Raw genomic sequence first — 26992 nt, 5'->3', positions numbered from 1 at the left:
CTATTTTGTGGAACGGGTTAATTCTACAGAGAATCTTGCCATACAGCTGTTTTCGACTGCAATGCTTCTGGTTCCTCTGATCTTGCTGGCAGAAATTTCGTTAAGTAAAATATTCATATCCACTTGTTTTTTTGCCGTGGAATCAGTTTTAAAATTAAGTTTGATTTCGTTATTTTCCAACCTTCCGGAATAGACTCTTACCAGGTTATTATTGTTGATGATTTTGGTAAATAATCTTGTAGAATCACTGTCGAATTCCCAAGTGTCAATTCTTTGATCTCCAACTACATAATCGCTGCAGTTGGATTCTGTGCAGATCACCTTTCCCGTCCATGCACCGGAAACTTCTGTGGGCCAATCTACAATTTCAACTGTATCTTTTTTAGCAAAAATACTGTCTCTCATTTTTAAAAGAGACTGATATTCTGATTCTTTTTGAGCAAATGATTTTTCTTTTTCCAACAATTGTTGTTCTCTTGCTACCAGATCGGTTTCTTTAGCCTTGTCGTTGCAGCTAATTAATACGAAAAGACTGAAAATGATAAGTATAGGATTTTTCATATAGATAAGTTGTTACCTAAATATAAGAAAAACTTACAAATTATCCCCAATTTGAAAGCAAAAACCGGAGAATTAGAGTATTTTCATCTCATAAAATCCGATGAAATTTACTCAGAATAACCTTTTAATAATTGCCTGTAACTCGTTAATATTGTAGATTTTGAAATGAAACCGATAAAGACATTGTTATTATTTACTACCGGTAAATTCCAGACTCCCGTATCATCAAATTGTTGAAGGATTTCTAACGGCTGATCTTCAGGATGAATAATTGCCGGAGGAACTTTCATCACTTCTTTTATTCTTATAGAAATTTTTTCGTTACTGAAAAGATAAGGTCTTATATCGTCTAATGTAAGAATTCCCTGCAGTAATTTTTGATCATTAACGATGGCAAAAATATTTTTATTTCCGCTTTTAATTAAATCAAATAATTCTGTAATAGGTGCTTCTTCATTAATGGCTTGAGAATATTTGTCGATAAAATCTTCTGTTTTTAATGAAGATAATAAATTCTTATCATGTTTATTGGTGAATATTTTTCCCTGATCAGCCATGAATTTCAGCTCCGGAGAAATAGGGGAGAACCATTTAGCAATAAGATAAGATATGATGGACGCAATCATCAAAGGAATAAAAAGATCATAACCGAAACTTGATTCTGCAATAAGAAAAATTGCAGTCAGCGGTGCATACATAACGCCGCTCATTGCCCCCGCCATACCTACCAGAACCAGATTTGTTATAGGAACTTCACTAAAACCAATCTGCTGACAAACTATTGCAAATAAATATCCTACAGTTCCGCCTGCAAAAAGAGAAGGCGCAAAATTCCCACCGTTTCCGCCACTGAAAATTGTGAAAGAAGTAGCAAAAGCTTTTAAAAGTAAAACCAAAACCAAAAAAATGATGATGGTGAAATTTTTAATTTCAAAATATCTGAAAAAACTGTTTTCTATAATCTGATGGGTATCTCCGTTGGTAAGGGCTTTTACCGTTTCGTAACCTTCTCCAAACAGAGGTGGAAACAAGACACAAAGTAAAGAAAGAACAGCTCCTCCAAACATTGCTTTTCTTAAACGGGACATTCGTAAACCTTTAATGAAATGTTCAACTTTCTGAGAAATGACAACAAAATATCTTGCGTAAAGACCTGTGACAATCCCTAAAATCATATAATAAGGAACATTCTTATAATTAAAAGCTTCTCTGGTATAAAATCTGAAAAGGACATCTTCCTGCAACAAAATTCTTGATAGTAAACTTCCGCAAACCGCAGCTACAACCAAAGGAATAAAATCTGTGAAAACAACACCCGTTAACAGAATTTCAAAAGCAAACATAATTCCCGCAATCGGAGCATTGAAGGCAGAGGCAATTCCGGCTGTGGCTCCTGCCGCCAGAAGAAGTGTACGTTCTTTATAACTTAATCGGTAAGTTTGAGCGAAGTTTGAGCCAATGGCAGCTCCCGTCACTGCGATCGGGCTTTCGAGACCGGCAGATCCTCCTAATCCTACTGTAACTGCACTCTGAATAATTTGAGAATACATTTTTACCGATGATACGATACTGGAATTCTGTGCAATTTCGTATAAAATAGCACCAATTCCTTTTCTATCCTGCCCTTTAAATAGAGTTAAAACAATACTTGTCGTTAAAACAATACCTAAAAACGGAAAAACAACATAAAATAAAATCTGATATTCAAAATGAACTTTTGTCGTGATGAAATGGTGAATTGTATGCACGAGAGTTTTCAGTAAAACGCCTGCCAAACCGGCTGTACATCCCACCAAAATTCCGGAAAGTACTAAAAACTGATTTCTGCTGAGTCTGTTATTCAGCCAATGAAGAATAATCTCATAACTGCGTGCCTTTTCAAGCCCAAACTTCTGAAAGTCTCTTTTAAACTTTAAAAAGCTTAGGAATTTTTTTTTATTATGAATTTTCACCTGTCTTAATTTGGGAGTAAATAATGAATAGAATTGTAAATTTAAGGAATATATTTTCAACAATAGAATGAGTTGTCTTATTCCCAAAAAAACACCGCTAAAAACATATTTTCAGCGGTGTTTTTTATTTCTTAATACTCAGTTAATTGAGTGGTTTTCTTCCTGTAAAAAGATTAATACAAATGACAATTACTGCGATTACCAACAGTGCATGAATTAAACTTCCTGTATCCATTCCCGGAATTACTCCTAACATTCCCAGTAGCCAAGCGATAATGCAGATTACTGCAACGAGCCATAATAAACTTCTCATAATAATATTTTTTTTGTGGTTAGTATTGTGTGATTATTTGATTATTTGATTATTGATGTCTGAAACCTTTTTGGTGATAATTTACCTCTTTGTTTGTACCCTGATAATTCTGATGAAGATTTTCATGAGTTTTACCTTGATTCAAACTTATTTGATTTGATTGATTCATTTCCGGAGTATTGAAGTGAAATTCTTTACCGTTTTTAAACAATTTATTGTCGTATGTGCGATAAATTTGATCTTTCTCATAAGTGTTACCGTCCGGAGCAAGAAAGGTTTCTTTTTTATTTTTTTTACGCAGACCCAAATAAAGTAGAGAACTTCCTGCTGCTAATGCCAATGCTATTTTTACTGTATTTTTCATACGATATTATTTATTTTAATGATGTAGTTACAAATCTTCTGCCATTGAGAAAATATGTGGTATTTTTATGTGATATTATTTTTGCTTTTTATTCACATACGTCATAAATTGAAAAGATAAATAATAAAAAGAGACCGTTTTTCGGTCTCTTTTTAAATGATATATTTTAGGAATACTTATATATGAATCTTTCTGTTGATGATTTTAAGGAAGTTTTCCTTTTCCAGCTTTTTTACGGTTCTCACGACAGTTTCTACTCTCAATGCGGTCAGCGATGCCACTTGTTGTCTTGTTAATGGCAGTTCATAAGTGAATCTGTCCTGATGTTCGCTAAAGCTTTTATGATAACTGAGCATCCCTTTAATTCTAATGTCAGGTCGCAGAGATGAATTGTTTTCAAGCATGATATATTTGTAATACAGTCTTTCGGACAGAAACTTATTGATATCTTTAGAAATATTAGGATTTTCATCAACCAATTTTACAAAACTGCTTTTTGGAAGTTGTAAAATGGTACATTTTTCAAAAGTTATGGCGTTTACAGGATAGGTTTTATCAATAAACAATAGCAATTCGCAAACACTTAATCCTTTATCCAGAATTGCTAAAATAAGTTCTTTGCCATCATCATTATAGTGATTAAGTTTTATTCTTCCTTCAACAATCTGATAATAATATTTGGGAGTATCACCTTCATTAAATATGGTTTGATGTGGATCAAGTATTTCTGTGTCAGCACCATACGCTAATAAAAGTTCTTCAGGGATTAGCATAAATAATATTAGTTATAAAAATTAAACGATAAATATTTAAATATAGAGCTAAAACAAATGAACTGTTATGATTGAAATCATAATAGAATACGAGCGAAATTTTATTTAGATGGTGTAAAAGGATGTGAATAGATTTGAATCATAATGTAAGACGTAGTTTATCAATATATTTGTCCCGATTCTCATTTCAAATGAGGTGTCATGGTTATTAGTTTTATCCCTGATTTTTTAATCGGGGATTTTTGTTTTGATCTTCGGCTATTTAAAGTTCAGTAATCCTTCTGTCAGCATTTTCCACTGCATTTTTCCGAAACCGAACATTCCGCCGAATGCAATGAAGAAATTTCTTATTTTATCTAAAAACCCAGCATTAAAATTGGGTCTTTCGTTACGCCCGTAGATTCCTACTTTTAAAGTGTCTCCTTCTTTTACAATCATTAAATTGGAAGTAGCAGCAGGACTATAAAAATGGGCAATATAACCTTTTAGCGTATGAGGGGCTTTACACGGTCGGCACATCATCAGAAAAGACTCATAGGTATCAGTATTTTTGTGAGATATATTTATAATTTCAACCCAGTCATAACCGTCAGCTTCTTTTGTACCAGGGCCGGGAATACCTATCCGGATCAAATCTCCTTTTACCGGAATCCTGTCAACAAATTGTCCTGTAGCATCAAAATGTTTGAACTCTGCAGATGCATTTCCGCAATATTCTTTCCATTTATTTATGGAAAAAAAACGTTCTTTTAAAACATCAAACTTTGAATGTATCTCTAAAACATTAAATTGCTGTATACTTTCGGTATCATGGAATCCTCCTTTTTTCTGCATCGGGATTCCAGGGATCTGTTTCGGTTTCATAAGAATATTCTTTGATGTTTTACAAAGTTAGAATCTATAGAGTGTACTGATTATGAGCAGAATCATAATATCCTTCATTTGATTGAAATCATATTCATTATACATTTTATTTACGAAATTCGGTTTGCATATTGACAAAAACGATGGAATAGGAGAAATATTAATAGATATTTTAATCATTTTTTTTCAATTGAAATTACTTAAATAAAACAAGAATTTTCACGAATAAAAAATAACTTATTTCTAACTTAAAATAAAAGTGCTAAAATGTGGTATTTTTTATTCATAAAAATTCTTGCTTTGGTGTATTATTTGAAATACTATACCAGAATTATTTAAATATCAATTAATTAAAATATGAAAAATTACTACAATTCAATCTATTATGACTCAAATCATATATAAGTGAAGTAGTCTGTTGTACATTTGAGTAAATAATAATTCATATATTTTTCTGCTCTGTTACTGAGCAGTTTATAAAGCATTAGCTTTTTTCATGCAACTTTTAATAATCAAATCTATTGCTGTCTAATACTAGTCACGGCCAGCAATAATTATCACTAAATATTAATATAAAAAATCTATTATGAACACTAGAAATTCAAACAACCGTAGTTCCAGAGGAAACTCAAATTCATCAAGCAGTAATCTTGAAGAAATTTATCAATTAGGGTATGATCATGGATATAAAGATGCCCAAAATGATGAAGATTATGATGATGACTTCTCAGAATATGAAGATTATTTTGATGAAGACGAGGATTACGACGACGATGATTATGAAAATAGTTATGACGACGATTATGAAGATGATGACTACGATGAAGATTATGACGATGATGATGACGACGAAGATGAAGACAACAGAGGAGGTGGAAGAGGCAGAAGCCGAGGAAATAGCGGAAACGGAAACCAGCAAAGAGATAATCAAGGAAGATTTACTTCTGGAAGTGGCGGAAACAGAGGCGGTTCAACAGGTCGTTCAAATTCAGGATCCAACTCGAGATCTAATTCTAACTCCGGTTCTGGTTCAAGATCAGGCGGAAGTGGAAGATCGTCAAGAGGATCATCAGACAATGATAATTATGACCGCAGACACGATAATCCAGGGAGACCGAAAGGCAGCGGAAGCAACAATGGAAGATCATCAAATTCAGGAAACTCAGGAAGATCGGGATCCAATTCAGGGTCAAGATCTAATTCAAACTCCAATTCAGGAAGATCAGGATCAGGCAGCGGAAGAGGAAATTCCGGCTCAAATTCCAGATCAGGAAATAGCGGCAACAGCGGTTCAGGTCGTGGCTCCAATTCAGGATCAGGTTCTGGAACTTCAAAAAGAGGTTTCGCTTCAATGAGTAAGGCAGAACGTACTAGAATTGCTCGTATGGGCGGTCAGGCTTCTCATAGCGGCGGAAATGCTTCAGGTTCCGGAAGATCAGGATTTGGAGGCAGACGTAATTCATAATTCTTTCTACAATTACCCCTTTATCCGATTTGATTACATAAAGGGGTAATCTTTTTTAACACCAAACACCACTATATATTATGGCAACTAAATCACTAGAAAATAAAGATAAAACGACATCTGCAACTTCAGATTCAGCAACAGCTACTTCAACATCAACAAAAGCATCTACATCAGAAAAAACAATGTCTGTAGACAATGCAGAGGTTAGTGAAAGCGAAATGAAAAATTCTTCACTTCACAAATTTTTTGTTTCGGCATTAAAAGATATTTATTTTGCTGAAAATGCAATTGTAGATGCACTGCAAAAAATGGAGGAAGCAGCAACAACTGAGGAGTTGAAAGAAGCTTTTGAAGATCATCAACTTCAGACAAAAAAACACATCAGCCGTTTAGAAAAAGTGTTCAAATTAATTGATGAAAAGCCTGAACAAAAAGAATGTAAAGCAATCAAAGGGATTATTGAAGAAGGTGAAGAAATCATCAAATCTACCGAAGAAGGTTCTATGACAAGAGATGCTGCGTTAATAATTGCTGCGCAAAAAGTAGAGCACTACGAAATTGCAACCTACGGCGGATTAGCTCAATTGGCGATTACCATGGGACATGACAAAGCTGCCGACCTTTTAGAAAAAACACTTCAGGAAGAAGAAGATACCGATTATAATCTTACAGAAATTGCCGAAACGTACATCAATTTTGATGCACAACAGGAAAATTAATAAATCAAAAAAGCCATGTAGAGCTTTCTATATGGCTTTTTTACGATAAAATCAAAGATATGAATGAAGAAAAAACAGAAGTGTGCTTGCTTTTGAGAACCGGAGCAAATCCTATTTTATAGGTTTATACCAATGAAAACGATCTCCATTATTTCAAGAATATTTAAAAGCAACTTAAACTGAACTGACTGCTTTTAATACAACACTTTATTTTACTGATAAAAGAAATTACCACATTATAAATTAAGAATTATGAAAGACAATAAACCTACCAATGAAAAGTTGGATCAATTACAATCGCACACAACCTCAAATGAAGGAGAAAAACTGACAACGAATCAGGGAATAAGGATTAATAATAACCAGGATTCGTTAAAAGCAGGCGACCGAGGTCCAACCTTGTTGGAAGATTTTATTTTAAGAGAAAAAATTACCCATTTTGATCATGAAAGAATTCCTGAAAGGGTTGTTCACGCAAGAGGATCTGGTGCTCACGGTGTTTTTAAATTAACGAAAAGCCTTGAAGAATTTACTACAGCCAATTTCTTAAATGAAGTAGGAAAAGAAACTCCGGTTTTCGTAAGATTTTCAACAGTTGCCGGAAGCAGAGGAAGTACAGATCTTGCCAGAGACGTACGAGGATTTGCCGTAAAATTTTATACGGAAGAAGGAAATTATGATCTTGTAGCGAATAATATTCCTGTATTTTTTATTCAGGATGCGATTAAATTTCCGGATTTGGTACACGCTGTAAAACCCGAACCGGATCATGAAATGCCACAGGCAGCTTCTGCGCATAACAGTTTCTGGGATTTTATTTCATTAATGCCGGAAAGTATGCACATGATTATGTGGCTGATGAGCGACAGAGCAATCCCGAGAAGTCTTCGAATGATGGAAGGTTTTGGTGTGCACTCATTTAAATTTATCAATCAGGAGGGAAAATCTCATTTTGTGAAATTTCATTTTAAACCAAAATTGGGCGTTCACTCCGTGGCTTGGGACGAGGCACAGAAAATTTCCGGTTACGATCCCGATTTCCATAGAAGAGATCTTTGGGAAGCTATTGACAAAGGTGCATTTCCTGAATGGGATTTCGGAGTTCAGCTAATTCCTGAAGAAGATGAAGATAAATTCGATTTCGATTTATTGGATCCTACAAAACTGATTCCCGAAGAAGAAGTGCCCGTTCAGATCATCGGAACATTAACTTTAAATAAAAATCCCGATAATTTCTTTTCAGAAACAGAGCAGATTGCTTTCCATCCGGGGCACTTGGTTCCTGGAATCGATTTTAGCAACGACCCTTTGTTACAGGGAAGATTATTCTCTTATACCGATACTCAGCTTACGAGATTGGGATCGCCGAACTTTCATGAAATTCCGATTAACAGACCGGTAAAAACAATTCATAATAATCAGCGTGACGGTATTATGAGACAACAGATTTCAAAAGATAAGGTAAACTATGAACCCAATTCTATAGGAGGGGGTTGTCCTTTCCAGGCGATGATGAAAGAAGGCGGTTTCGTTTCTCATCAGGAAAGAGTTTCAGGTTCTAAGATCAGAAGCAGAAGCAAGAGTTTTGTAGAGCATTATTCTCAGGCAAAATTATTCTACAACAGCCAATCGGCACCAGAAAAAATGCACCTTCAGAATGCACTTATTTTCGAATTATCGAAAGTCACCATTCCTGAAATCAGACAAAGATTAGTTTCACAGTTGGCTTTTATTGATAAAAATTTAGCGTCTAAGGTAGCGGTAAAACTTGGTGTCGAGGTAAAAGAACTGGAGATGCCGAATCAAAGTCTTCCGGCTGATGCAGACCCTGCGGAACTTCAAAGTGAAGAAAGAGAAGCGCACACGAGAATTTCAGAAGCTTTAAGTATGGCGAATACCGTAAAAGATACGGTTAAAAGTAGAAAAATCGGATTTATTATAGGAAATGGGGCAGATGCTTCAGCAGTAAATGATTTAAAAACAAAATTGGAAAGCGAAGGTGCCGTAGTAGAAATTATTGCTCCGAGTGTTGCTCCGGTAAAAACAAATGACGGAACAGCTTTAACACCTCAGCATTCTCTGCAAAGTACAGCAAGCGTTTGTTTTGATGCTTTATATATTGCGGCAGGAGAAGATTCTACGAAAGAACTTTTGCTTCCGGATAATAAACATTTGGTATTGTGTTTTATTAATGATGCTTACAAACATTGCAAGGCTATTTATTTTGGAGAAGGAACAGAACCAATTTATGCAAACAGCAATGTAGCTTCAAAAAAACACGAAGATCCTGCTATTATTAACTGGGACGATGCCGAAGGATCGGATAAATTCATCAAAGCAATTGCTAATCACAGAGTTTGGGAATTAGAAGTTGAAAGAAATTCTTAACTCACTTAAAATATATCACACCCTTACACCACACTAAATATTAAAATTATGAAAGCAGCAGTTATTCATTCACCGGGAGTCATTACATGCGATACCGTAGATGATCCCATCATTAAAGATCAAAATGATATTATATTAAGAGTCACTTCCACAGCGATTTGTGGGAGTGATCTCCACATGTATTCGGGAGGGATTCCTCAAGCCAGACCAATGGTTATGGGGCACGAATTCATGGGAGTTGTAGAAGAACTCGGGAAAAATATAACCCATCTTCAGGTTGGAGATAGAGTGGTAGTTCCTTTTCCTATTTCATGCGGAAGTTGTTTCTTTTGCCAGCATGATCTTCCGACAGCTTGCGAGCACAGCAATCCTGAACATTACGGTCCTGAAGGAGGAATCGTCACTGAAAAAGGTGGAGCAATGTTCGGATATTCAGATTTATATGGTGGTTACGATGGAGGTCAGGCACAATATGTAAGAGTTCCTTATGCTCATATCGGACCCAGAAAAGTTCCTGATAATCTTACTGATGAACAGGTGTTATTTCTTACCGATATTTTCCCTACAGGTTACACCGGAGTAATGTGGGGAGAACTGAAAGGTGGAGAAACAGTAGCCATTTTTGGAGCTGGGCCTGTAGGATCTATGTCAGCAAAAAGTGCCATCCTGCACAATGCTAAAAAAGTAATTGTTATTGATACCCAGCAATACAGATTAGATCAGATAAAAGCATTAACAGGCTGCGATACCATTCTATGGAAAGATGGAAAAGACGTTATTGAACAAATTAGGAATATGACCGACGGCAGAGGGGCAGATGTCTGTATTGAAGCCGTAGGTTTTGAACCCGACAGAAATTTATTAGACAGAGCAAAAGCAGTGTTGAATCTTGAAAAAGGGTCTATCAAAGTGCTGGAAGCCTGTATGAGTGCCGTACGACGTGGCGGTATCGTTTCTATTTTAGGTGTTTATCCTGTTAATTATGACAACTTCAAGTTGGGACAGATTTTCGATAAAGGAATTACCATTAAAGCAGGTCAATGTAACGTACATACGATTATTGATGAATTGATGGATCACGTACAAAGCGGGCGTGTTATTCTGGATGATATTATTACCCATCGGCTTTCTCTGAAGGATGTTGCGAAAGGCTACGATATTTTCGATAAGAAAGAAGATGGATGTGTAAAGGTCGTTCTTGATCCTTGGAAATAATCAATTTCTTGTAGTTTTTTCACTTGCCATCTTTTCAATGTGGCTTTGGGAGAACGCTCAGGAATCCAACAATTAGACTCCATATTTTTTATTTGATTAAATAGCTCCCGAAGTCAATCGATTTCGGGAGTTTTATGTGTGATTATGCCAGAGTTGATAAATTGTCTGCGTTCAATTAAACTATTTTTTATATGTAGAGTTAAAAACTAATAAAAAAAATCCTCGACCGAAATCAAGGATTAATGAAAGAAAGTATTTTAAAAGTGATGGTGTTTCGTTTTTAATAGGGTAAAATACTCCCGAATTTTTTCGGGAATATTGCGATACCCCCTTTATTAACAGCTGTTTTTCAACAGTCGTCGTTGAGTGTTCAAATGATATGCCAATATTTAATTTTTTACTAATAATTAATATTAATAAAGAATAAAATTCACATAAAAATTATTTTAAATTAAATTTTTGCTAATTAAACAATATCCATTTAAAAAATATTGATTTAAACCGATTGATTGGTAATATTTGAAATGATTTTATAAAGTTTTGGCAAACAAATTGTTAAGACTATTGTAATATCACCATTAACCATTTAAATAATAATATGAAAAATTCGATTTTAGCGATTTTCGCAGTAGCAGCTATGGTAGCCTGCAAAAAAAATGAAACAACAGCTGTAGATCAGTCTACAGATAGCAATTCGGTATCTGCTCCGGCAGATTCGGGTAGGGTAGTTGGAGACTCTGCAAACGTATCTACCGACACCAAGGCAACAACTAATGCTTTGAGTGATCAGGACAAAAAATTTGCCGACGCAGCAGCAAAAGGCGGAATGATGGAAGTGATGATGGGAAAATTAGCTGCAACTAATGCGAGCAATGCAACAGTGAAAGCACTTGGCGAAATGATGGTAAAAGATCATGGAAAAGCTAATGATGAACTTAAAGGTTGGGCGACAAAGGCAGGTTATGCGCTTCCAACGGCTTTAGACAGTGATCAGCAAAAAAAGTATGATGACCTGAAAGTAAAAAAAGGAGCAGAGTTTGATAAAATGTATGCGGATCTGATGGTTTCTGACCACAAAATGGATATAGCAGAATTTAAAAAACAAGCTTCTGAAGGTACAGAAACTTCATTAAAATCTTTTGCAAGCGGTAAAGTACCTACTTTAGAGCACCATTTAATGGAATCTGAAAAAGCAAAAGCTGCTGTGAAATAAAGTACTTTCCGGTCTTTAATATAACTCAATATTAAGTTTATTCCGAAAATCAAAGCTTTTATAGTTGGATTTTCGGAATTTTTATTTTTAAATCCTAATTTATTTTGATAATATGATGGATATTTCTAGTTCTGATGACAATTTCCATAGCAAAAATTAAAATTTAAATAGCACAAAAAGATTTCTTCAAAATTTAATTTCATAGTAGTGATTGATTATTAAATATGATTGAAAAATATCTATAAAATCCAATACTAATTCTGTTTAATAAAGTTGAAAATATACAAAAGCTTCACCGTTACATGTTAAAAGTGCACATTGGTATTATTTAAGCATATTTCATTTTATAGACCATTATGAAAAAGCAAAAACCTTCTTATCTGAATTTTAATAATTCAGATTATCATTGGAAACCGAATATTGATTATAGGCTGCATCCTGAAAAGTACAGAGTGGGTAAGGGTGAACAAGGTGTATTGATTTGTGAACCTTATAAAAGTGAAATCGGAAAATTTTGGAGATTTAAAACACCGGATATTGCCAAGGAAAGTTCAGAGAAAATATTTGAACTTTTTGAAAATTATCTTTCACAAGACGATTTTGTAGGAGCAGATATGGCAAGGAAATATCTGCAAATGGGTTTTACGAGGGCAAGAAGATATTGCAACTATAAAGGCGGAAAAAAATATGATGCAGACAACAATTATAATGTTTTGGAAAAAGGAACCGGTGATCCTCAAAAAGCCATATCGGCAGCTATATTTTATGAGAAATGGCAAAAAGCTGAGGCAGATCCTCAATACGCATTCATGAAAAAAAAGTGGAAAGAGGAAAAAGGTTGACATAGTTATTAATTAAAAAACTTTAAGTACCACATTTCAAGATTTATGGCAAGGATGGTCTTATAGTTGTATAATTATCGTCATCCACATTCAATCACGAAATTTATTAGTAATGGAAAACAACTAACGAGACGGAATATTCTCGCAAAAATTGACACAACTTTCAATTCTTCTATTAGCGGGAGCAATCAACCAAAAAAATCACCAATCAATTTAAATATTATAAAATAACAACACCATTAAATAATTTAATATGAACAACGAAAACACAGTTTCAGTACTAAACGATTTGCTGAACATTACCAACGACAGAATTGAAGGATTTTCAAAAGTAGAAGACAAAGTTTGGGATACTCATTCTGCCCTTAAAGTCGATTACGACCAGATGGTTTCTCAATCTCAGGCGATGAAAAATGATGTTATCGGATTGATTACCCAAAAAGGTGGAGAAGCAGATAATACGACAAGTACTGCAGGAGCCATTCACAGAGCATGGATTGATGTGAAAAACTCTTTTTCAGCTGATAAGGATGAAGCGACTCTGGAAAATGTAGTGTTTGGAGAAAAAGCGGCTATTGATGCTTATCAGGATGCTTTAGACAGCGGAGATCTTTGCCCGGAAAGTACAAGATTGGTTTCTGATCAGCTTCATCATTTAAAATCATCTTATGCTAAATTTGAAAATTTAGAAAACAGAAATTAAAATATCCTTGATTTCAAACAGAAAAGGTTGCCTGAAAATGGCAACCTTTTTATTTATAAGAATTTCAGATCATTATGTTGAAAATAATAACAGTATTTATCAACGAATTAACGCTAACCAACTTTATACTTTTAGTTTAGGAATTTCAAAACAAAAATCAGATCCTTTTCCTTCTACAGAATTAACGTAAATTTTACCTCCTGTTCTTTTAATGATTTCAGATGATATGTACAAACCTAATCCCAGACCCGGAAATGTATGTTCTTTTGTTCCGCTTACACGATAATATTGCTCAAAAACTTTTTGCTGTTTGTCTGTAGGAATTCCGATACCAAAATCTTTAACACTGAACTTAATCGTATCCTCCTCTGAAGTTACTGATACTAAAATTTCATCTGCATCAGGTGAATATTTAATAGCATTGCTTATAAGATTACTCATAACCTGAGAAATCCTGTGACGATCTGCGGTTACAATACCGATATGATGTTCATTAGACAGAATTTTATGTCTGGCAGTCATTTGTTGTTCAATAATCACTTCTTCTACAAGCTTGTCAAAATCAAAATCAGAGTCGTTTAACTGGATTTTTCCGTTCTGTATTTTGGTTACATCCAACAAATCATTAATAAGTTCGGTAAGTTTATCAATTTGACTGTTCATGCGTTTGGCAACTTCGGCATTTCTTATATCCCCCTGTTTACTCAGATTTAGTTCGATAAATTGAGTGTATAATTTAAGGCTTGTAAGTGGTGTTTTCAGCTCATGGCTCGCTATGCCGAGGAAATTATCTTTTTGGGTCTGGAGTTGTTTAAAATCATCAATATCCGTAAAAGTTCCAATCCATTGGCTGATCTCTCCAATTTCATTAAAATTAGCAACCGCTCTTCCCAAAAACCAACGGTATTTATCAGGATTTTGAGGATCGGCAAATTCATATTCCACTTCAAATGGTTTTCCCGTCTTTGTGCTTTGTTGCCAAATTTCAATGATACTGGGATAAACTTCGGGTCTAATAATCTTGCGAATAGCTTCATTGGCATTTTCATCTTTACTGAAACCCATATATTTGTACCAGTTATCATTCATATAGGTAATCCTGCCATCTTTATCAGAGGTCCAGACAAATTGAGGCATAGAATCCGCAAGATCACGGTATTTTTTTTCATTTTCCTGAATGGCTTTTCTTGCCATCACCAAATCGGTAACATTCACTGCGGTATTATAAATAGCATAAATTTCTCCTGCAGAATTTTTCAACGGTTTATATGAAAAATTAAAATAAAAAGTCTGAAGTTTGCCATCTACGACAAGGTTTGCTTCATCTTCAGTCGCCATATAAGGGATTCCAGTTTTAAATATATCTTTTAAAATTCCGACAAAAGGCTGTCCCTCCAGCTCGGGAAGTGCATCTTCAAGTTTTTTTCCAATAACTGAAGAATCTTTCCCCCAACTCTTCAGCATAGGTTCGTTGGCAAGTTCAATAAATAGATCCTCAGACCGGTAAATGGCAATGGAATAATCCGACTGTTTGATCAAATCTTCAAAACGGTATTCGCTTTCTTTGAGTTTTTGCTCAGATATTACCTGATCCGTTACTTCAGTAGCAACTATAGTGACTCCGGTAATTTTTTTATCATCATTAAAAACCGGTGCATAGATAAAATTGAAAAAATGTTCTTCATAATTTCCTTGTTTATACAGAAAAACTGACCATTTATTGCCATTAAATATTTCTCCCTTATTATATACATTGTTAAAAATCTCCCTGAAACCCTGTGATTCTATTTCAGGAAGGGCATCAAATAAAGGCTTTCCCAATACCGAATTATCTCTTCCCCAAAGTTCCAGAATCTTAGGGTTTGCATTACTAATAATAAAATCATCCCCCGTAACTAAAGCCATTGCAACAGGAGCCTTACTGAATAAAGTTAACAGAGATTCGTGAGAAATATTGTTATTATTAAAATTTTCCATGTATGCACTATCTTGATTACAAAAATAATTTTTATTTCACTTTTTACTAAATTTTTAAGTACCACTTTTGCAAAAATGTTTAAAGTTTTTCACTAAATAATTTTACAAAAAACTCCAAAGTGAAAACTTCGGAGCGTATGTGTGGTATTTATATTTAATGGTAACGTGTAAAATATCTTAATTGATTAAATTCTCAATTTTAGAAATAACATCATCAATATCAAAAGGTTTGCTGACAAATTCATCTGCCTTGCATTGTCCGGCAACATCATCGGATTTTGCGTGTGCACTGATAATGATCACGGGAACTGCTGCAGTCGTCTGATCTTCTTTAATTTGATTACAAAGGTCGGTTCCCCGTCCATCCGGAAGCATTACATCCAAGATAAAAATATCAGGAACTACAGATTTGTCACGGTTATTAAATGTTTCTACATTTGAAAAAGAACGAACATCATAATTTTCGAATGACAGGAGCAATTGTAATGCATCTCTAATGCCTGTCTCATCTTCCACGATAAAAATTGTTTTCATACCCTTGGCTGGCAAAAACAAAGCCAATCTAGCATGAGATGAAATATTTTATTTAAATGATTAATAATTAAAGCTTAAAGGTATAGCGATCAATTAATTATGATCAATTAAATTTAAACTTAGCCCTAAATTCCAAAGGAGCCATTTGTGTTTTCTTTTTAAATAAAGTACTGAATGACTGTGCATGCTCAAAACCTAGTATATAAGCAATTTCACTCACTGATAATTGAGTGTTAGAGAGTTTTTCTTTCGCTCTACTGATCAGTTTTTCGTGGATATGCTGCTGTGTGTTTTGTCCTGTGTGAATTCTCAAAAGATCGCTGAGGTAATTGGGAGAAAGATTCATCGCTTCAGCAATTATATGAACAGTTAAAAGTCCTTTTTCTGCGGGTTTATCCTGATCAAAATAATCGTTTAAAAACTTTTCAAATTTTGCTAATAGCTGATGGTTGCTGTTTTTCCGGGTGATAAACTGTCTTTCATAAAAACGGTTTGAATAATTAAGAAGCAGATCAATCTGTGACAAGATAATTTCCTGTGTGTGTCTGTCAATATGCTGGCATTCTTTATCTATTTTATGGAGAATTTCAATTAAATCATTTTCCTCATCTTCAGACAGGTGTAGAGCTTCATTCACAGCATAAGAAAAGAATCCAAAATTTGAAATAGTCTCGGCAAGCGGATGGCTGAGCATGAAATCTTCATGAAAAATAAGCAGATGACCGGCACCGCATTCCATATTGTGGAAGTCAAGATACTGCACCTGATTGGGTGCAGTAAAGCTTAAAACTCCTTTATCATAATCGTAGTGCTGCTGTCCGTATTTCATTTTACCTGTTGCATCTCTTTTCAAAGCCACACAATAAAATCTATTGGTAAAACCTTTCCAGATTTCATCATCCAGAAAAATACTTTCGGATAAATTAATGACACTTACCTGCGGATGTTTAGGTTCTGGCAAAGACAATAAACGATGAAAAGCTGAAATTGACGGAATAATATTCATAATCGATTATTAAAAATTTTTAATCTAAAAGTCCCATGCTGAATTCATCATACTGAGCTCCTGTATCGGTTCCTAAAGGTACGATACTTTCCAGCTTCGCAAGATCACTTTCAGACAATTGTATGTTGGCAGCTTCAATATTCTGTTCGACATATTTTCTGCGTTTCGTTCCCGGGATTGGTACAATGCCCTTGCTTATAATCCATGCCAAAGCCAATTGGGAGGATGTAATATTTTTTTCTTTCGCCATATTTTCGATCGCTTCCACCAGTTCGATATTTTTGTGGAAATATTGTTCCTGAAAACGAGGAATTGCTCTTCTGAAATCATTTTCCGGCAAATCATCAATCGAACGTATCTGCCCGGAAAGAAAACCACGACCCAGCGGCGAATAAGCTACAAATCCGATCCCAAGCTCCTGAAGCGTTTTTAGCACGCCTCTTTCTTCAACTGTTCTTTCAAACAGAGAATATTCACTTTGTACAGCAGTAATCGGATGAACGGCATGCGCTCTTGTAACGGTTTCTGAAGAAACTTCTGATAATCCGATGTATCCGATTTTTCCTTCTTTCACCAAATCACTCATAGCACCAACCGTTTCCTCTATCGGAGTATTTTTATCTAAACGGTGCATATAATAAAGGTCTATATAATCGGTATTTAGATTTTTTAATGACCTTTCCACTGCTTTTTTTACATATTCCTTAGTTCCGTTAATTGCCCAAGTTACTTTTACGGCATCATTAATTTCCCACCCGAATTTTGTGGCAATAATATATTTGTCACGATCGTTTCCGATGGCTCTTGCGATAAGCTGTTCATTTTTTAAAGGACCGTACAGATCTGCTGTATCCAAAAAATTTCCTCCTAATTCAAATGAACGATGGATGGTTGCAATAGCTTCTTTTTCATCAGCTTCGCCATACATATTAGCTTCTTCAAAACCTGTCATTCCCATACATCCTAATCCGATATTTGGTATTTCCAACCCTTGACTTCCTAATTTAATGTGTTTTAAACTCATATTGTTGATTTTATTGAGTACAAAATTCAGAAGAAACCATTACATAAATGTATGCAAAACGAAGAAGGTTGTATGTAAATTACTGAAATGAAAAATCCCTTCAAATAAAATTTAAAGGGATAATTATTATCCATAAGCTCAAATTTAAGGTATGTAAATCTGAGGAAAGATTTTATTAATTTAAAGGGAATTCGAAAGTTGGTCCTGCATTTTCCTGAGCGGTTAATGGTTGTTTCATTAATTCCACAGCCTGCTCTTTTAAAGCATACATATACATGATTGATTTTTCCAGTTCTTCCGAATGACCTTCTACCGCTGCCTGAATAGCATCAAGTAATTTTTTATAAGTAGCGTTAAATGCCTGCCCCTGAGCATACAACTGAGGATTGGATTTATATTCTTCTATTTTCGGATTGGTTTTCATCGGATATGCGGCGTTCCAGTCGACAGGAAGTTCTTTTCCGACAGGCGGCGTGGTGACAGGCATCATTCCATCTTCTGCGAATGGTGTATAATCTCCTCCCGCATAAAAATGCTCATGAAAAACTTCTTTGAAACGGAAGTAATGTGCCAGTTCTGCACCTTCTTCAAATTGAGAAGCATCTACCGTGAAAACAGAATCATCAACACCTTCGCCCTGACCTTTTATTTCCTGAAAAACTTCGATAACACCGGATAAGGCTTCTACAAAATGCAATTTCCCTCCGCTTCCGTAATATTGTTCCGGACGAATTTGTTTGGCAGGATCTCCTGTGAAAATTCCACCTTTGTTTAATTCTTCAAAAGTCTGCGGAAGGGTACTGTTTACTTTATAATATTCTATAATTTGGAAAATAACAATATAAAAGAATACAAGATCATAATATTCACCGATGGTATGAACGTTTTTCATCATAAAATCTTTCATGTCATCAAGATTCCAGAAATTATTTTCCTGTATCATTTTTCTAGTCTGCATTACCGCATTTTCAAGTTCCAAATGAAACTCAGGAGCTTTTACCATAGGATTGCTCGGACTTTCAATGGCGATGAATGTTGCGATACTGTTCGTTGAAAATTTTTCCAATCCGACAAAGAAATCTACATTCATAGGCAGTTTCATCGGATACATCGGGTAATTTTGTTTCTGATTAACGCTTGGCTGGATATTAACCGCATTCATCACATTACAAACCATGATCATGTGAAGCATTTCTTCCACGGCAACACTTCTGATAATCTGTGAAGCCAAAAGATTCGTTCCGTCTTTTATGGAATATAAAGCTGTAAGATACGGTGGAATGGTTGAGTGTTCAATAAGAATGGCAGTCTGCAGAAAATCCTGTAAAATAGGAATATAGTTTATATTTTCTAATTTGCTCTTCGCAGAAGAATCTATTTTCCCGTTAAATTGTAAACTTAAATATTGATTGAATTTTTCAGTTTCATTATTCAGCAGTAAATTCGTAACCATTTGGCTGTGGTATTTCAATGATTTGATCCATTCTTCTTTGCTGATGGATGAATCAAAAATGATTGACTGTAATGAAGTTGAATCTTCTGCCACTGCTACGGCTGCACCTTTTGCGAAAGAATTGGTTTCTACAATAGGTTGTTGAGGTTCTGTTTTATTAATAAGCTTTTGTCTCATGTTTTTCTGTTTTAAATTTTTGCTCAAGATCTGTTAAAATAGATTCTACAGAACGGATGGTAAATGCGGATAATGTTAAAGTTGGGTTTGATGTTCCTAGCGTCGTCATGTTTCCTGCGCCTACGATGTATAAATTCGAGTGGTCCCAGGATTTACAATAGCTATTGGTTACCGAATCTTCCGGTGAATCACCCATTCTGTGAGTTCCCACGATATGCCCGGCACCGTTATAAGAATATCTCACATCATCATACACAAAAGTATTGTTGTCGGATGCTTTATATTCTGTATGATCTTTAATATCAAGTGTTTTAAACATTTGATCGGAAGCTAGTTTTGCCTGTTGCATTCCTATTTTTTCATAATCTGTCAGTTCATAATAAACGACAGGTCTTGGAATTCCCAATACATCGAGATATTCATTATTAATAACTACTCGGTTATTTGGATTTGGTAATTGTTCGATTTCAAAATGAAACAATACTTGTCTGGAAAGTCTGTCAGCCAAAGCTTCTTTCAGTTCTTTTCCAAAAAGCCCATTTCCGATAAATTCCTGCAGGTCGGATGATGGTGAATTTGCCGGCCAGCCCCAGCCCCAATTGTCGAGAGGTGAAATCCATGGGGAATATTCGCTTCTGAATTTTCCGTCCCGGAAAGACGAAATATTAGTTGTAGAACCAGGACCTCTGAACGGATAAACTGCTTCAGGGAATAATCCCCAAGTCAGCATCACCATATGATCCATCAGGTTTCGTCCTACCTGATCGCTTTTGTTAGCAACGGTTTTTTCAACTTTTACACCGTTTTCTTCAACCGTATATTTAGAATTGAGCAATATTTTAGGATTTTCAAAGGCGTTGGCTGCGAGAATAACAACAGAATCTGATGTCTCAATAACTTCCTCCACAAAATTTGTTTTCTCTTCAGAAATATATCTTCTGATGTGTACTTTCGATATCTTTTCCTGATCCACGCTCAATCTGTACACGACACTTTGTGATCTCACCTGAATGTTTTTATTTGAGACAAGGTTTTCGTTTTTATTGAATTTATAAAGTGCCTTTTTTAATGTTTTCAGTGCATTATATTTAGCCTGAACAGGGCAGATGGGAACACAAGATGCATTTCCTTCGCAACGTTCTCCCATATACGGATTCCAGACTGAGCCTAATGCTTTGTAATCTTCTTTTTTATAATCGTTTAGAGTTAATTTGTATTGATTATCCGATGCTTCCGCTTTTATGATTTTTGTTTTTCCGTATGCTGGATTGGGAACAGAATTTCTTCCCTGTGGAGACGGAACCAGCAGAATAGGGAAGTTTTCAGATTTTAGTTCTATACTTGTTCCCGTCAATGTTTTTGCAATTTGATGATCCATATAACTTTGAGGAATTTCTTCCATCGGAAAAACATAATCACCATAATATTCTTCCATGCTTTCAGAAATAGGATATTCCTGTTTTGAAACATTTCCTGAAACACCGATTTCAAATTCAGCCATTTCATAATACGGCTTTAAAGTTTCGTAATCGATTGGCCAATTGATTGGTGTTTGTTCCTCAGAATTTGGTTTATTTATGGTAATTCCATATTCTTTGGTTAATCTGAAATCATTCGGAAGCATTCTTGGCGTAGTTCCCAGCCAGTGAAGGGTAGTTCCCCCACCAATTCGAATAGCATCACTTGCAAACGGCATCGGACCAAACTGTACCAAATAACCTTTTTTACCCGGAAATGGCGGAATTATTTTCTGCATATCCAAAACATCAGGCGAAGGAGCCTGCTTTAAATTCGGATAAGGAGAATTGGGAACTTTCGCTTCTTTCATATAAAAAGTGCGGATATACTCATTATAAGTTGTTGCAGAATCGGCAGATTCCAATTCGAGACCAGCCTCTAATCCTGCCTCGAACATCACGATTTGTAATTCCCTAACTAAGCTGCTGTCTTCAATTTCTGTCCGATGGATGATTTTTCCCTTCGATACATCGAAAACATGATCGGTCAAAATTTTAGCAATAAGTGATCCTGCGATACCCGTACCGACAATGATCACATCTTTTTTTTCTAATTTTTCTAATGGATTCATAATTTGCTGTTTACAGGTTGAATAGCCCAAGATTTGTAGCCCGGCTGTTTTGCTCCCGGTGGATGAGAATGCATGACATTCCATACCAGACCTTCTTTATAAGACCGGTCATTTACATAAGATCCTTCCCAGGTTCCCAGATACCAAAGCGTAATCACATTGTCTGCAATACCTTTTGTAGCGGGAGCCGAAAGAATGATTGTTTTGATAGAATGGACAAGCTGCTCTTCATCGGAAGAAGATTCTAATATACGTCTTGAAGTATTAAGGAATGCTGTAAAAGTGGCGAGTTCAATTTCCCCCAGAATATGAGTGTAATAATCGGTTGCCAGACCGGTTGATTGCAGTTCGTTGACAGAAAAGCCAGTGAGTGCCTCTGAAATTGACATAAACACGTCAAAATAATAATCGCTGACGTTCAGGATCGGATTAATTTGCATACGTTGAATTTTTATGGTTAAAGTTTTCGTTTTATTATTATATTGTTTTAATTCATGTTTAATCTTTTTTAATAATGAAATTATGAATGATAAAATTAATTTTTTTTTCACATGATTTTGAATAAAATTTAATGAAACACTGTAATTTAGAATGTTTCAAAGCAAGAAGCAAAATTTTGAAGATAATTATTACTCCATCTGAAATATATTTTTAATACAAAAACTAATCGATTTTAAGTAAATTTATCCTACCTAACAACAAAATGTAAAATCAACTTTTTATGAATATTCAATTAACTTCAAAAAATGCTTTGGTAGGAGCTGCTACGCAGGGAATAGGAGCAGGGATCGCCATTGAACTCGCAAAATGCGGAGCCAACGTAACCGTTATGGCTCGAAATGAAGAAAAATTAAAAGATTTTGTATCAACACTTCCCATAATTAATGATCAGCAGAAACATCAATATCTGGTGGCGGATTTTTCTGATTTTGAAAATTTTAAAAAGATTATTACAGAGTATTTTAATGAAAATGAAGTCGATATTTTAGTTAATAATACCAATGGTCCAAGTCCCGGTTTAGCTAAGGATAAAGACGTTGAAGAGTATCAAACAGCATTTGATCTTCTCTTTAAAACCGTGTGTGAAACAACCAATCTCGCTTTACCCAATATGATCAAAAAGGGGAGTGGGCGCATTATTAATGTTTCTTCACTGTCTGTAAAAGAGCCGATTCCTAATCTGGCACTTTCCAATTCTATTCGTTCGGCGGTAATTGCCTGGTCGAAAACACTTTCCATTGAAGTTGCAAAACATAATGTGACAATCAATAATATTCTGACCGGATATTTTGATACTGAAAGAATTAAAAATCTCATCGATCATGAAGCTCAGCAAACCAATAAATCCGTGGAAGAAATTAAAAAAGGCAGAGAAGAAAAAATCCCGATGAAAAGATTAGGAAAGCCTGAAGAATACGGTCATTTGGTTTCCTTTCTGGCTTCAGATTTTGCTTCTTACATTACCGGAACAAGCATTCCTCTGGATGGCGGACTGAATAATACCTATTAAAAAAGAGGTTAAAAATTTTAACCTCTTTATATTTATTTATGTTTAGATTTTCTTAGTTTTTCTCTTTTGCAGTATTAGAATTTTTAGCCGCTTTCACCAGTTCGTTGGTATCGAAGTATAGGAGCTGCCAGTCCGGAACATCCTTCATGGCTGTAATAAGACTGAGAAAAGATTTCAGTGTTTTCTCCAGATCTCTGCGGATAGACGATGCACTGTTCATTTGTCGGAGTTCGGCGTTGGCGCCTGCCTGCTCTGCAAAAATACTTTCAAAAGCATTCTGCTTGCTTTTCATTTCACTGAAAGCCGTGTGAAGAGAAAGAGCTGTAATTTTCTGTATATTCTCGGTTGTCTGTAGAGTTTCAATCAGTTTTTTCATTTGAGCCGTTTGGGAAGAATAGCTCATGCGGTCGAGATCAAGACCATGCACTTTAAATATCTGATACAGGTCTTCTGCATATTGGTGATTCGGCAGTGAGCTCATTTTTCTGTAGCTGCTCAGATACGATTTTAAATTTATAAAAGCAGAGTCCCTTTCTCTATCTGCGCTATTTACATCACGCCCTTTTCCGCTGAAGGTCTGTTTTGTGTACACAGCATCATAGTCTGCATACTTACTTTTTATGTCATTAATAAGGGGATGATTGTTGATTACAGAATAACTTCCGGAAGTTGAAGTATTGATCAATCTTTGAGTAAACGTTGCCAAGTCTTTTGTACTCAGCGTGGATAGTGTAATTTTCATCAGTTAATGTGTTTTTGTTATTAATTCTAAGTTTTAAAGATATAAACTTTTTTATTTATAACAAAACATCATGTTTAGATTAAAATAAATTTATGTTTTAGTGCAAACATGATGTTTGAGCTTGCACAGTTTTTGGTTTTAATTAAAACAGGTTGTTTGGACTAAAATGGGTTTTTGTTTTTGTTTAAACAAGTTGTTTGTATTTTCCTGAGATTATGTTTTGTTACAAACAGTTGTGTTTTAAATGAAATAGGAGTTGTTGTGATTTTCGCCATAATTATTTGTTTTCCTTAGATTTTAAGGTGGAAACAGGAGTTAACTAAACGATAATATCTAATATTGAGAATTAAATTAAATATATTTACAAACTAAAAATATGATGAATAATTATAATGAATAAACTTATAATAGTTGGAAATGGTTTTGATTTAGCTCATGGTCTAAAAACGAAATATTCTGATATGGTTGATTTCTTTTGGAATAATTTCTTTGATGAATGTTATAAATTGAATGCTAATAGAAAATCACATTATCTGACATATGATGATGAACTTGTTACTATTCAACAAAAACAAATGGCTATATATAATTTAAAAGAGATATTAGCCACAAAAGGCCTAAAGGAAGCAAAATCTTATCTCAGACCAGCGTACGATTATAGAATTAAAGGCGATTTTTTCCAAAAAATTTTACAGATTAATAGTATTGAAAATTGGGTTGATGTTGAAAATGAGTATTATAAAACATTAGTTAACCATCTTGATAAGTGTAAAAAATTAGAAAGCATTGATGACTTAAAACAACTCAATAAGAATTTCGAATCTATTAAAAAATTATTATGTAAGCATTTGTCAAATGAAATGATAAAACCAATAAAATTAAATTCAAAAATATTTAAGAATATTTTATTAACGCCAGATATAAATGACTTCTCTCATTTAAATAGATATTCTTTTTCATTAAACAATATTCTTATTCTTAACTTTAATTATACTAATACTATTGAAAAAGTTTACTTAGATGAATTGAAACATTTAGCGAGTAAAAATTTTTGTACTGTTTCTATTATTCATATTCATGGTGATATCAACGAGTTTCATAAAAATCCGATGATATTTGGCTATGGAGATGAGTTAGATAAACATAGTAAAGATATTGTGGATTTTAATAATAGTGAATTTTTAAAAAATGTTAAATCAATTAATTATCAGTTTTCTAGTAATTATAAAGATGTTTTACAATTTTTATCTCAGGATAAATTTCAAGCTACTATAATGGGACATTCATGTGGTAATTCTGATAGAACACTTTTAAATACAATTTTTGAACACGAAAACTGCATTTCCATAAAACCGTATTATCATGCATGGGATGGAGGTGATAACTATTTCGATATAATCTGTAACATTTATAGAAACTTTACCAAAAACTTCACGTTTAGAGAAAAAGTAGTTGAAAAAAATTTATGTGATACTTTAACTTAAGATTTGTAATTAAATAAGTGTTAAAAAAACCTGCCCAACGGCAGGTTTTAATATATAAAAACAAAATCTTAATGTCCCGATTTCGCATCGCCATCCTGTTTCACATGACTTAAATATTTAGTACAATACGCACCAAAAATCAAGATCACAATATAACAGAACACAGGAATAATAAAGGAATGCTGAACGCCAAACTGGTCAGCCAGATATCCCTGAAAAATAGGAACAATGGCGCCTCCCAAAATAGCCATCACGACCAAAGAAGAACCCTGACTGGTATATTTTCCTAATCCTGAAATCGCCAGTGTATAAATGTTAGAGAACATAATAGAGTTGAAAATTCCGATTCCTAAAATGCTGTACATTGCCAGTTCACCGTGGTTCAGCATCGCTGAAATCAATAATAGAACATTGACTGATGCAAAGATCGACAACGTTCTTGCCGGAGCAGCTTTTCCGATAAAGAAAGCCACAAAATTCAGGGCGATAAATACTAAGAAAAAGCTAATCTGTGAAAAAGTGAGATCAACAATACTGAAAATCACTAAGAAAACCGCTGCCGCCGCACCTAGCATATACAGGGCTTTCTTCCCCTGACTGATCGAATGATTCAGAGAAATTGCTCCCAGAAATCTTCCGATCATCGCACCTCCCCAATACAGAGAAAGATAATTTTTGCTTACTACTTCATTCAGATTCATGATTTGTGGCTGCTCAAGGAAACTGATGATGAAACTTCCCACGGCAACTTCGCCACCAACATAACAAAACATCGCCAAAACCCCGAATTTCAAATGATTAAATTTAAATGCTCCGAAACCTTTTTCGATTTCTTCTTCCGCAGTCTGAAACGATGGAAGCTTTACTCTCGAAATTAACAAAGCCACTAATAATAAAATTCCAGCAAAAATTAAATAAGGAATTCTTGTTGCCACCGCAGAAAACGAACCGTCGTCAGCTGAGAAAAATTCAAAAATCAAATGTCCGCCTAAGACCGGTGCAATCGTAGTTCCGAATGCATTGAAAGCCTGTGTCATATTCAGTCGGCTCGATGCAGAATCTTCTGAACCCAACAGCGAAACGTAAGCATTTGCGGTAATCTGAAGAACAGTAAATCCTAATCCAAGAACGAACAAAGCGCCTAAAAACAATCCGTAAGAAGAGAAAGTTGCCGCCGGATAAAATAGAATACATCCGAATGCCGCAAGGAAAATCCCGAAAAGAATTCCTTTTTTGTATCCGACTTTGTTGATGGGATCTCCACTCGATGTGGAAACGAGAAAATATATTAATGAACCTATAAAATAAGCTCCGAAGAAACAGAACTGCACCAACATCGATTCAAAGAATGTCAGTTTGAAAAGCTGTTTCAGATAGGGGATAAGAATGTCATTCATACAGGTGATGAATCCCCACATAAAAAATAAAAGTGTAATGGTAATCAGCGGAACGGTATAATTCCTCTTCGATTGTACTTCATTATTGATCATATACATCTAATTTAAAAAGAGGCTAAAGATAGCCCCTTTTGTTTATAATATCTTAATTTGAGACAATGAATTTATTGGATTCTCAATGTTTTTTTAAGAAACCGTCGATTCGAGTGAAATTCTGAAAGAAT

General features: G+C 34.7%; 24 protein-coding genes. 9 read left to right on the top strand and 15 right to left on the bottom strand.

The features are described 5' to 3' along the window. From ASG22_RS01410 to ASG22_RS01385, 6 genes are all read right to left on the bottom strand, one after another. Positions 1-561, bottom strand: a complete 561-nt coding sequence (locus tag ASG22_RS01410; RefSeq protein WP_055979419.1) for a hypothetical protein — start codon at positions 559-561, stop codon at positions 1-3. A 107-nt stretch (positions 562-668) separates the two neighbouring features. After that, entirely contained in the window at positions 669-2513 is a 1845-nt protein-coding gene (locus ASG22_RS01405; RefSeq protein WP_055979416.1) for a chloride channel protein, read from the bottom strand. A gap of 142 nt (positions 2514-2655) precedes the next feature. Continuing rightward, on the bottom strand, positions 2656-2826 hold the full coding sequence (locus ASG22_RS20825; RefSeq protein ID WP_055979411.1) for a lmo0937 family membrane protein: 171 nt from the start codon (positions 2824-2826) through the stop codon (positions 2656-2658). A gap of 49 nt (positions 2827-2875) precedes the next feature. Continuing rightward, positions 2876-3190: a hypothetical protein gene (locus ASG22_RS01395; RefSeq protein ID WP_055979408.1), complete on the bottom strand. Its 315-nt coding sequence runs from the start codon at positions 3188-3190 to the stop codon at positions 2876-2878. Between the two features lie 176 nt (positions 3191-3366). Continuing rightward, a complete protein-coding gene (locus ASG22_RS01390) occupies positions 3367-3963 on the bottom strand; it encodes a Crp/Fnr family transcriptional regulator (protein ID WP_055979404.1) in 597 nt (198 codons plus the stop codon). 258 nt (positions 3964-4221) lie between these two features. Beyond that, on the bottom strand, positions 4222-4827 hold the full coding sequence (locus tag ASG22_RS01385) for a hypothetical protein (protein ID WP_055979401.1): 606 nt from the start codon (positions 4825-4827) through the stop codon (positions 4222-4224). 586 nt (positions 4828-5413) lie between these two features. On the opposite strand from ASG22_RS01385, the gene ASG22_RS01380 reads away from it, so the two are divergent. The 7 genes from ASG22_RS01380 to ASG22_RS01350 all read left to right on the top strand — a co-directional run bounded on the left by ASG22_RS01380 (position 5414) and on the right by ASG22_RS01350 (position 13375). Beyond that, positions 5414-6292, top strand: coding sequence for a KGG domain-containing protein (locus tag ASG22_RS01380; protein ID WP_055979400.1), 879 nt, complete (start codon positions 5414-5416; stop codon positions 6290-6292). An 80-nt stretch (positions 6293-6372) separates the two neighbouring features. After that, complete coding sequence (locus ASG22_RS01375; protein WP_082504895.1) at positions 6373-7014, top strand: ferritin-like domain-containing protein; 642 nt, start codon at positions 6373-6375, stop codon at positions 7012-7014. 252 nt (positions 7015-7266) lie between these two features. After that, positions 7267-9402, top strand: a complete 2136-nt coding sequence (locus ASG22_RS01370) for a catalase (protein WP_055979398.1) — start codon at positions 7267-7269, stop codon at positions 9400-9402. Positions 9403-9450: 48 nt separating this feature from the next. After that, entirely contained in the window at positions 9451-10617 is a 1167-nt protein-coding gene (locus ASG22_RS01365; protein WP_055979396.1) for a zinc-dependent alcohol dehydrogenase, read from the top strand. A 598-nt stretch (positions 10618-11215) separates the two neighbouring features. After that, positions 11216-11830 (top strand): DUF4142 domain-containing protein, encoded by a 615-nt coding sequence (locus tag ASG22_RS01360; protein ID WP_055979393.1) that lies wholly within the window; start codon positions 11216-11218, stop codon positions 11828-11830. Positions 11831-12186: 356 nt separating this feature from the next. Beyond that, positions 12187-12672: a DUF4385 domain-containing protein gene (locus ASG22_RS01355; RefSeq protein ID WP_055979388.1), complete on the top strand. Its 486-nt coding sequence runs from the start codon at positions 12187-12189 to the stop codon at positions 12670-12672. 253 nt (positions 12673-12925) lie between these two features. Continuing rightward, positions 12926-13375: a PA2169 family four-helix-bundle protein gene (locus ASG22_RS01350; RefSeq protein WP_055979385.1), complete on the top strand. Its 450-nt coding sequence runs from the start codon at positions 12926-12928 to the stop codon at positions 13373-13375. Positions 13376-13498: 123 nt separating this feature from the next. On the opposite strand, the gene ASG22_RS01345 is transcribed toward ASG22_RS01350, so the two are convergent. The 7 genes from ASG22_RS01345 to ASG22_RS20885 form a co-directional block, all read right to left on the bottom strand. After that, positions 13499-15352, bottom strand: a complete 1854-nt coding sequence (locus tag ASG22_RS01345) for an ATP-binding protein (RefSeq protein ID WP_055979381.1) — start codon at positions 15350-15352, stop codon at positions 13499-13501. A gap of 177 nt (positions 15353-15529) precedes the next feature. Then, positions 15530-15886, bottom strand: a complete 357-nt coding sequence (locus ASG22_RS01340; RefSeq protein ID WP_055979378.1) for a response regulator transcription factor — start codon at positions 15884-15886, stop codon at positions 15530-15532. Positions 15887-15989: 103 nt separating this feature from the next. After that, entirely contained in the window at positions 15990-16892 is a 903-nt protein-coding gene (locus tag ASG22_RS01335; RefSeq protein ID WP_055979375.1) for a helix-turn-helix domain-containing protein, read from the bottom strand. Between the two features lie 19 nt (positions 16893-16911). Then, positions 16912-17916, bottom strand: a complete 1005-nt coding sequence (locus ASG22_RS01330) for an aldo/keto reductase (RefSeq protein ID WP_055979373.1) — start codon at positions 17914-17916, stop codon at positions 16912-16914. Positions 17917-18091: 175 nt separating this feature from the next. Further along, the gene (locus ASG22_RS01325) at positions 18092-19546 is read right to left on the bottom strand and encodes a ferritin-like domain-containing protein (protein WP_131726134.1); all 1455 of its coding nucleotides are present in this window, start codon (positions 19544-19546) and stop codon (positions 18092-18094) included. Continuing rightward, entirely contained in the window at positions 19527-21635 is a 2109-nt protein-coding gene (locus tag ASG22_RS01320) for a GMC oxidoreductase (RefSeq protein ID WP_055979366.1), read from the bottom strand. The genes ASG22_RS01325 and ASG22_RS01320 overlap by 20 nt, the downstream gene beginning before the upstream one ends. Then, positions 21632-22075, bottom strand: a complete 444-nt coding sequence (locus ASG22_RS20885; RefSeq protein WP_131726133.1) for a hypothetical protein — start codon at positions 22073-22075, stop codon at positions 21632-21634. Before ASG22_RS20885 ends, ASG22_RS01320 begins: the two co-directional genes overlap by 4 nt. A 281-nt stretch (positions 22076-22356) precedes the next feature. On the opposite strand from ASG22_RS20885, the gene ASG22_RS01310 reads away from it, so the two are divergent. Next, entirely contained in the window at positions 22357-23145 is a 789-nt protein-coding gene (locus ASG22_RS01310) for an SDR family oxidoreductase (RefSeq protein ID WP_055979360.1), read from the top strand. A gap of 52 nt (positions 23146-23197) precedes the next feature. Here ASG22_RS01310 and ASG22_RS01305 read toward each other — a convergent pair whose 3' ends face one another. Further along, positions 23198-23887 (bottom strand): DUF6261 family protein, encoded by a 690-nt coding sequence (locus ASG22_RS01305; protein ID WP_055979357.1) that lies wholly within the window; start codon positions 23885-23887, stop codon positions 23198-23200. A gap of 392 nt (positions 23888-24279) precedes the next feature. Here ASG22_RS01305 and ASG22_RS01300 point away from each other — a divergent pair, with 392 nt between their 5' ends. After that, positions 24280-25371 (top strand): AbiH family protein, encoded by a 1092-nt coding sequence (locus ASG22_RS01300; protein ID WP_055979356.1) that lies wholly within the window; start codon positions 24280-24282, stop codon positions 25369-25371. Positions 25372-25439: 68 nt separating this feature from the next. Here the strand turns inward: ASG22_RS01300 and ASG22_RS01295 are convergent, their stop codons facing one another. Further along, positions 25440-26861: a sugar MFS transporter gene (locus ASG22_RS01295; protein WP_055979353.1), complete on the bottom strand. Its 1422-nt coding sequence runs from the start codon at positions 26859-26861 to the stop codon at positions 25440-25442. Between the last annotated feature and the right edge of the window lie 131 nt (positions 26862-26992).

The organism is Chryseobacterium sp. Leaf405 (genome assembly GCF_001425355.1).
Taxonomy (GTDB): Bacteria; Bacteroidota; Bacteroidia; order Flavobacteriales; family Weeksellaceae; genus Chryseobacterium.
Note: the sequence above shows the minus strand (reverse complement) of the source record. Positions and strands in the feature narration are given on the sequence as shown.

Bases quoted from the DNA above. Each gene is read 5' to 3' on its own strand.
- ASG22_RS01410 (WP_055979419.1), bottom strand. From the start codon at position 561: ATGAAAAATCCTATACTTATCATTTTCAGTCTTTTCGTATTAATTAGC.
- ASG22_RS20825 (WP_055979411.1), bottom strand. From the start codon at position 2,826: ATGAGAAGTTTATTATGGCTCGTTGCAGTAATCTGCATTATCGCTTGG.
- ASG22_RS01395 (WP_055979408.1), bottom strand. From the start codon at position 3,190: ATGAAAAATACAGTAAAAATAGCATTGGCATTAGCAGCAGGAAGTTCT.
- ASG22_RS01390 (WP_055979404.1), bottom strand. From the start codon at position 3,963: ATGCTAATCCCTGAAGAACTTTTATTAGCGTATGGTGCTGACACAGAA.
- ASG22_RS01385 (WP_055979401.1), bottom strand. From the start codon at position 4,827: ATGAAACCGAAACAGATCCCTGGAATCCCGATGCAGAAAAAAGGAGGA.
- ASG22_RS01380 (WP_055979400.1), top strand. From the start codon at position 5,414: ATGAACACTAGAAATTCAAACAACCGTAGTTCCAGAGGAAACTCAAAT.
- ASG22_RS01375 (WP_082504895.1), top strand. From the start codon at position 6,373: ATGGCAACTAAATCACTAGAAAATAAAGATAAAACGACATCTGCAACT.
- ASG22_RS01370 (WP_055979398.1), top strand. From the start codon at position 7,267: ATGAAAGACAATAAACCTACCAATGAAAAGTTGGATCAATTACAATCG.
- ASG22_RS01365 (WP_055979396.1), top strand. From the start codon at position 9,451: ATGAAAGCAGCAGTTATTCATTCACCGGGAGTCATTACATGCGATACC.
- ASG22_RS01360 (WP_055979393.1), top strand. From the start codon at position 11,216: ATGAAAAATTCGATTTTAGCGATTTTCGCAGTAGCAGCTATGGTAGCC.
- ASG22_RS01355 (WP_055979388.1), top strand. From the start codon at position 12,187: ATGAAAAAGCAAAAACCTTCTTATCTGAATTTTAATAATTCAGATTAT.
- ASG22_RS01350 (WP_055979385.1), top strand. From the start codon at position 12,926: ATGAACAACGAAAACACAGTTTCAGTACTAAACGATTTGCTGAACATT.
- ASG22_RS01345 (WP_055979381.1), bottom strand. From the start codon at position 15,352: ATGGAAAATTTTAATAATAACAATATTTCTCACGAATCTCTGTTAACT.
- ASG22_RS01340 (WP_055979378.1), bottom strand. From the start codon at position 15,886: ATGAAAACAATTTTTATCGTGGAAGATGAGACAGGCATTAGAGATGCA.
- ASG22_RS01335 (WP_055979375.1), bottom strand. From the start codon at position 16,892: ATGAATATTATTCCGTCAATTTCAGCTTTTCATCGTTTATTGTCTTTG.
- ASG22_RS01330 (WP_055979373.1), bottom strand. From the start codon at position 17,916: ATGAGTTTAAAACACATTAAATTAGGAAGTCAAGGGTTGGAAATACCA.
- ASG22_RS01325 (WP_131726134.1), bottom strand. From the start codon at position 19,546: ATGAGACAAAAGCTTATTAATAAAACAGAACCTCAACAACCTATTGTA.
- ASG22_RS01320 (WP_055979366.1), bottom strand. From the start codon at position 21,635: ATGAATCCATTAGAAAAATTAGAAAAAAAAGATGTGATCATTGTCGGT.
- ASG22_RS20885 (WP_131726133.1), bottom strand. From the start codon at position 22,075: ATGCAAATTAATCCGATCCTGAACGTCAGCGATTATTATTTTGACGTG.
- ASG22_RS01310 (WP_055979360.1), top strand. From the start codon at position 22,357: ATGAATATTCAATTAACTTCAAAAAATGCTTTGGTAGGAGCTGCTACG.
- ASG22_RS01305 (WP_055979357.1), bottom strand. From the start codon at position 23,887: ATGAAAATTACACTATCCACGCTGAGTACAAAAGACTTGGCAACGTTT.
- ASG22_RS01300 (WP_055979356.1), top strand. From the start codon at position 24,280: ATGAATAAACTTATAATAGTTGGAAATGGTTTTGATTTAGCTCATGGT.
- ASG22_RS01295 (WP_055979353.1), bottom strand. From the start codon at position 26,861: ATGATCAATAATGAAGTACAATCGAAGAGGAATTATACCGTTCCGCTG.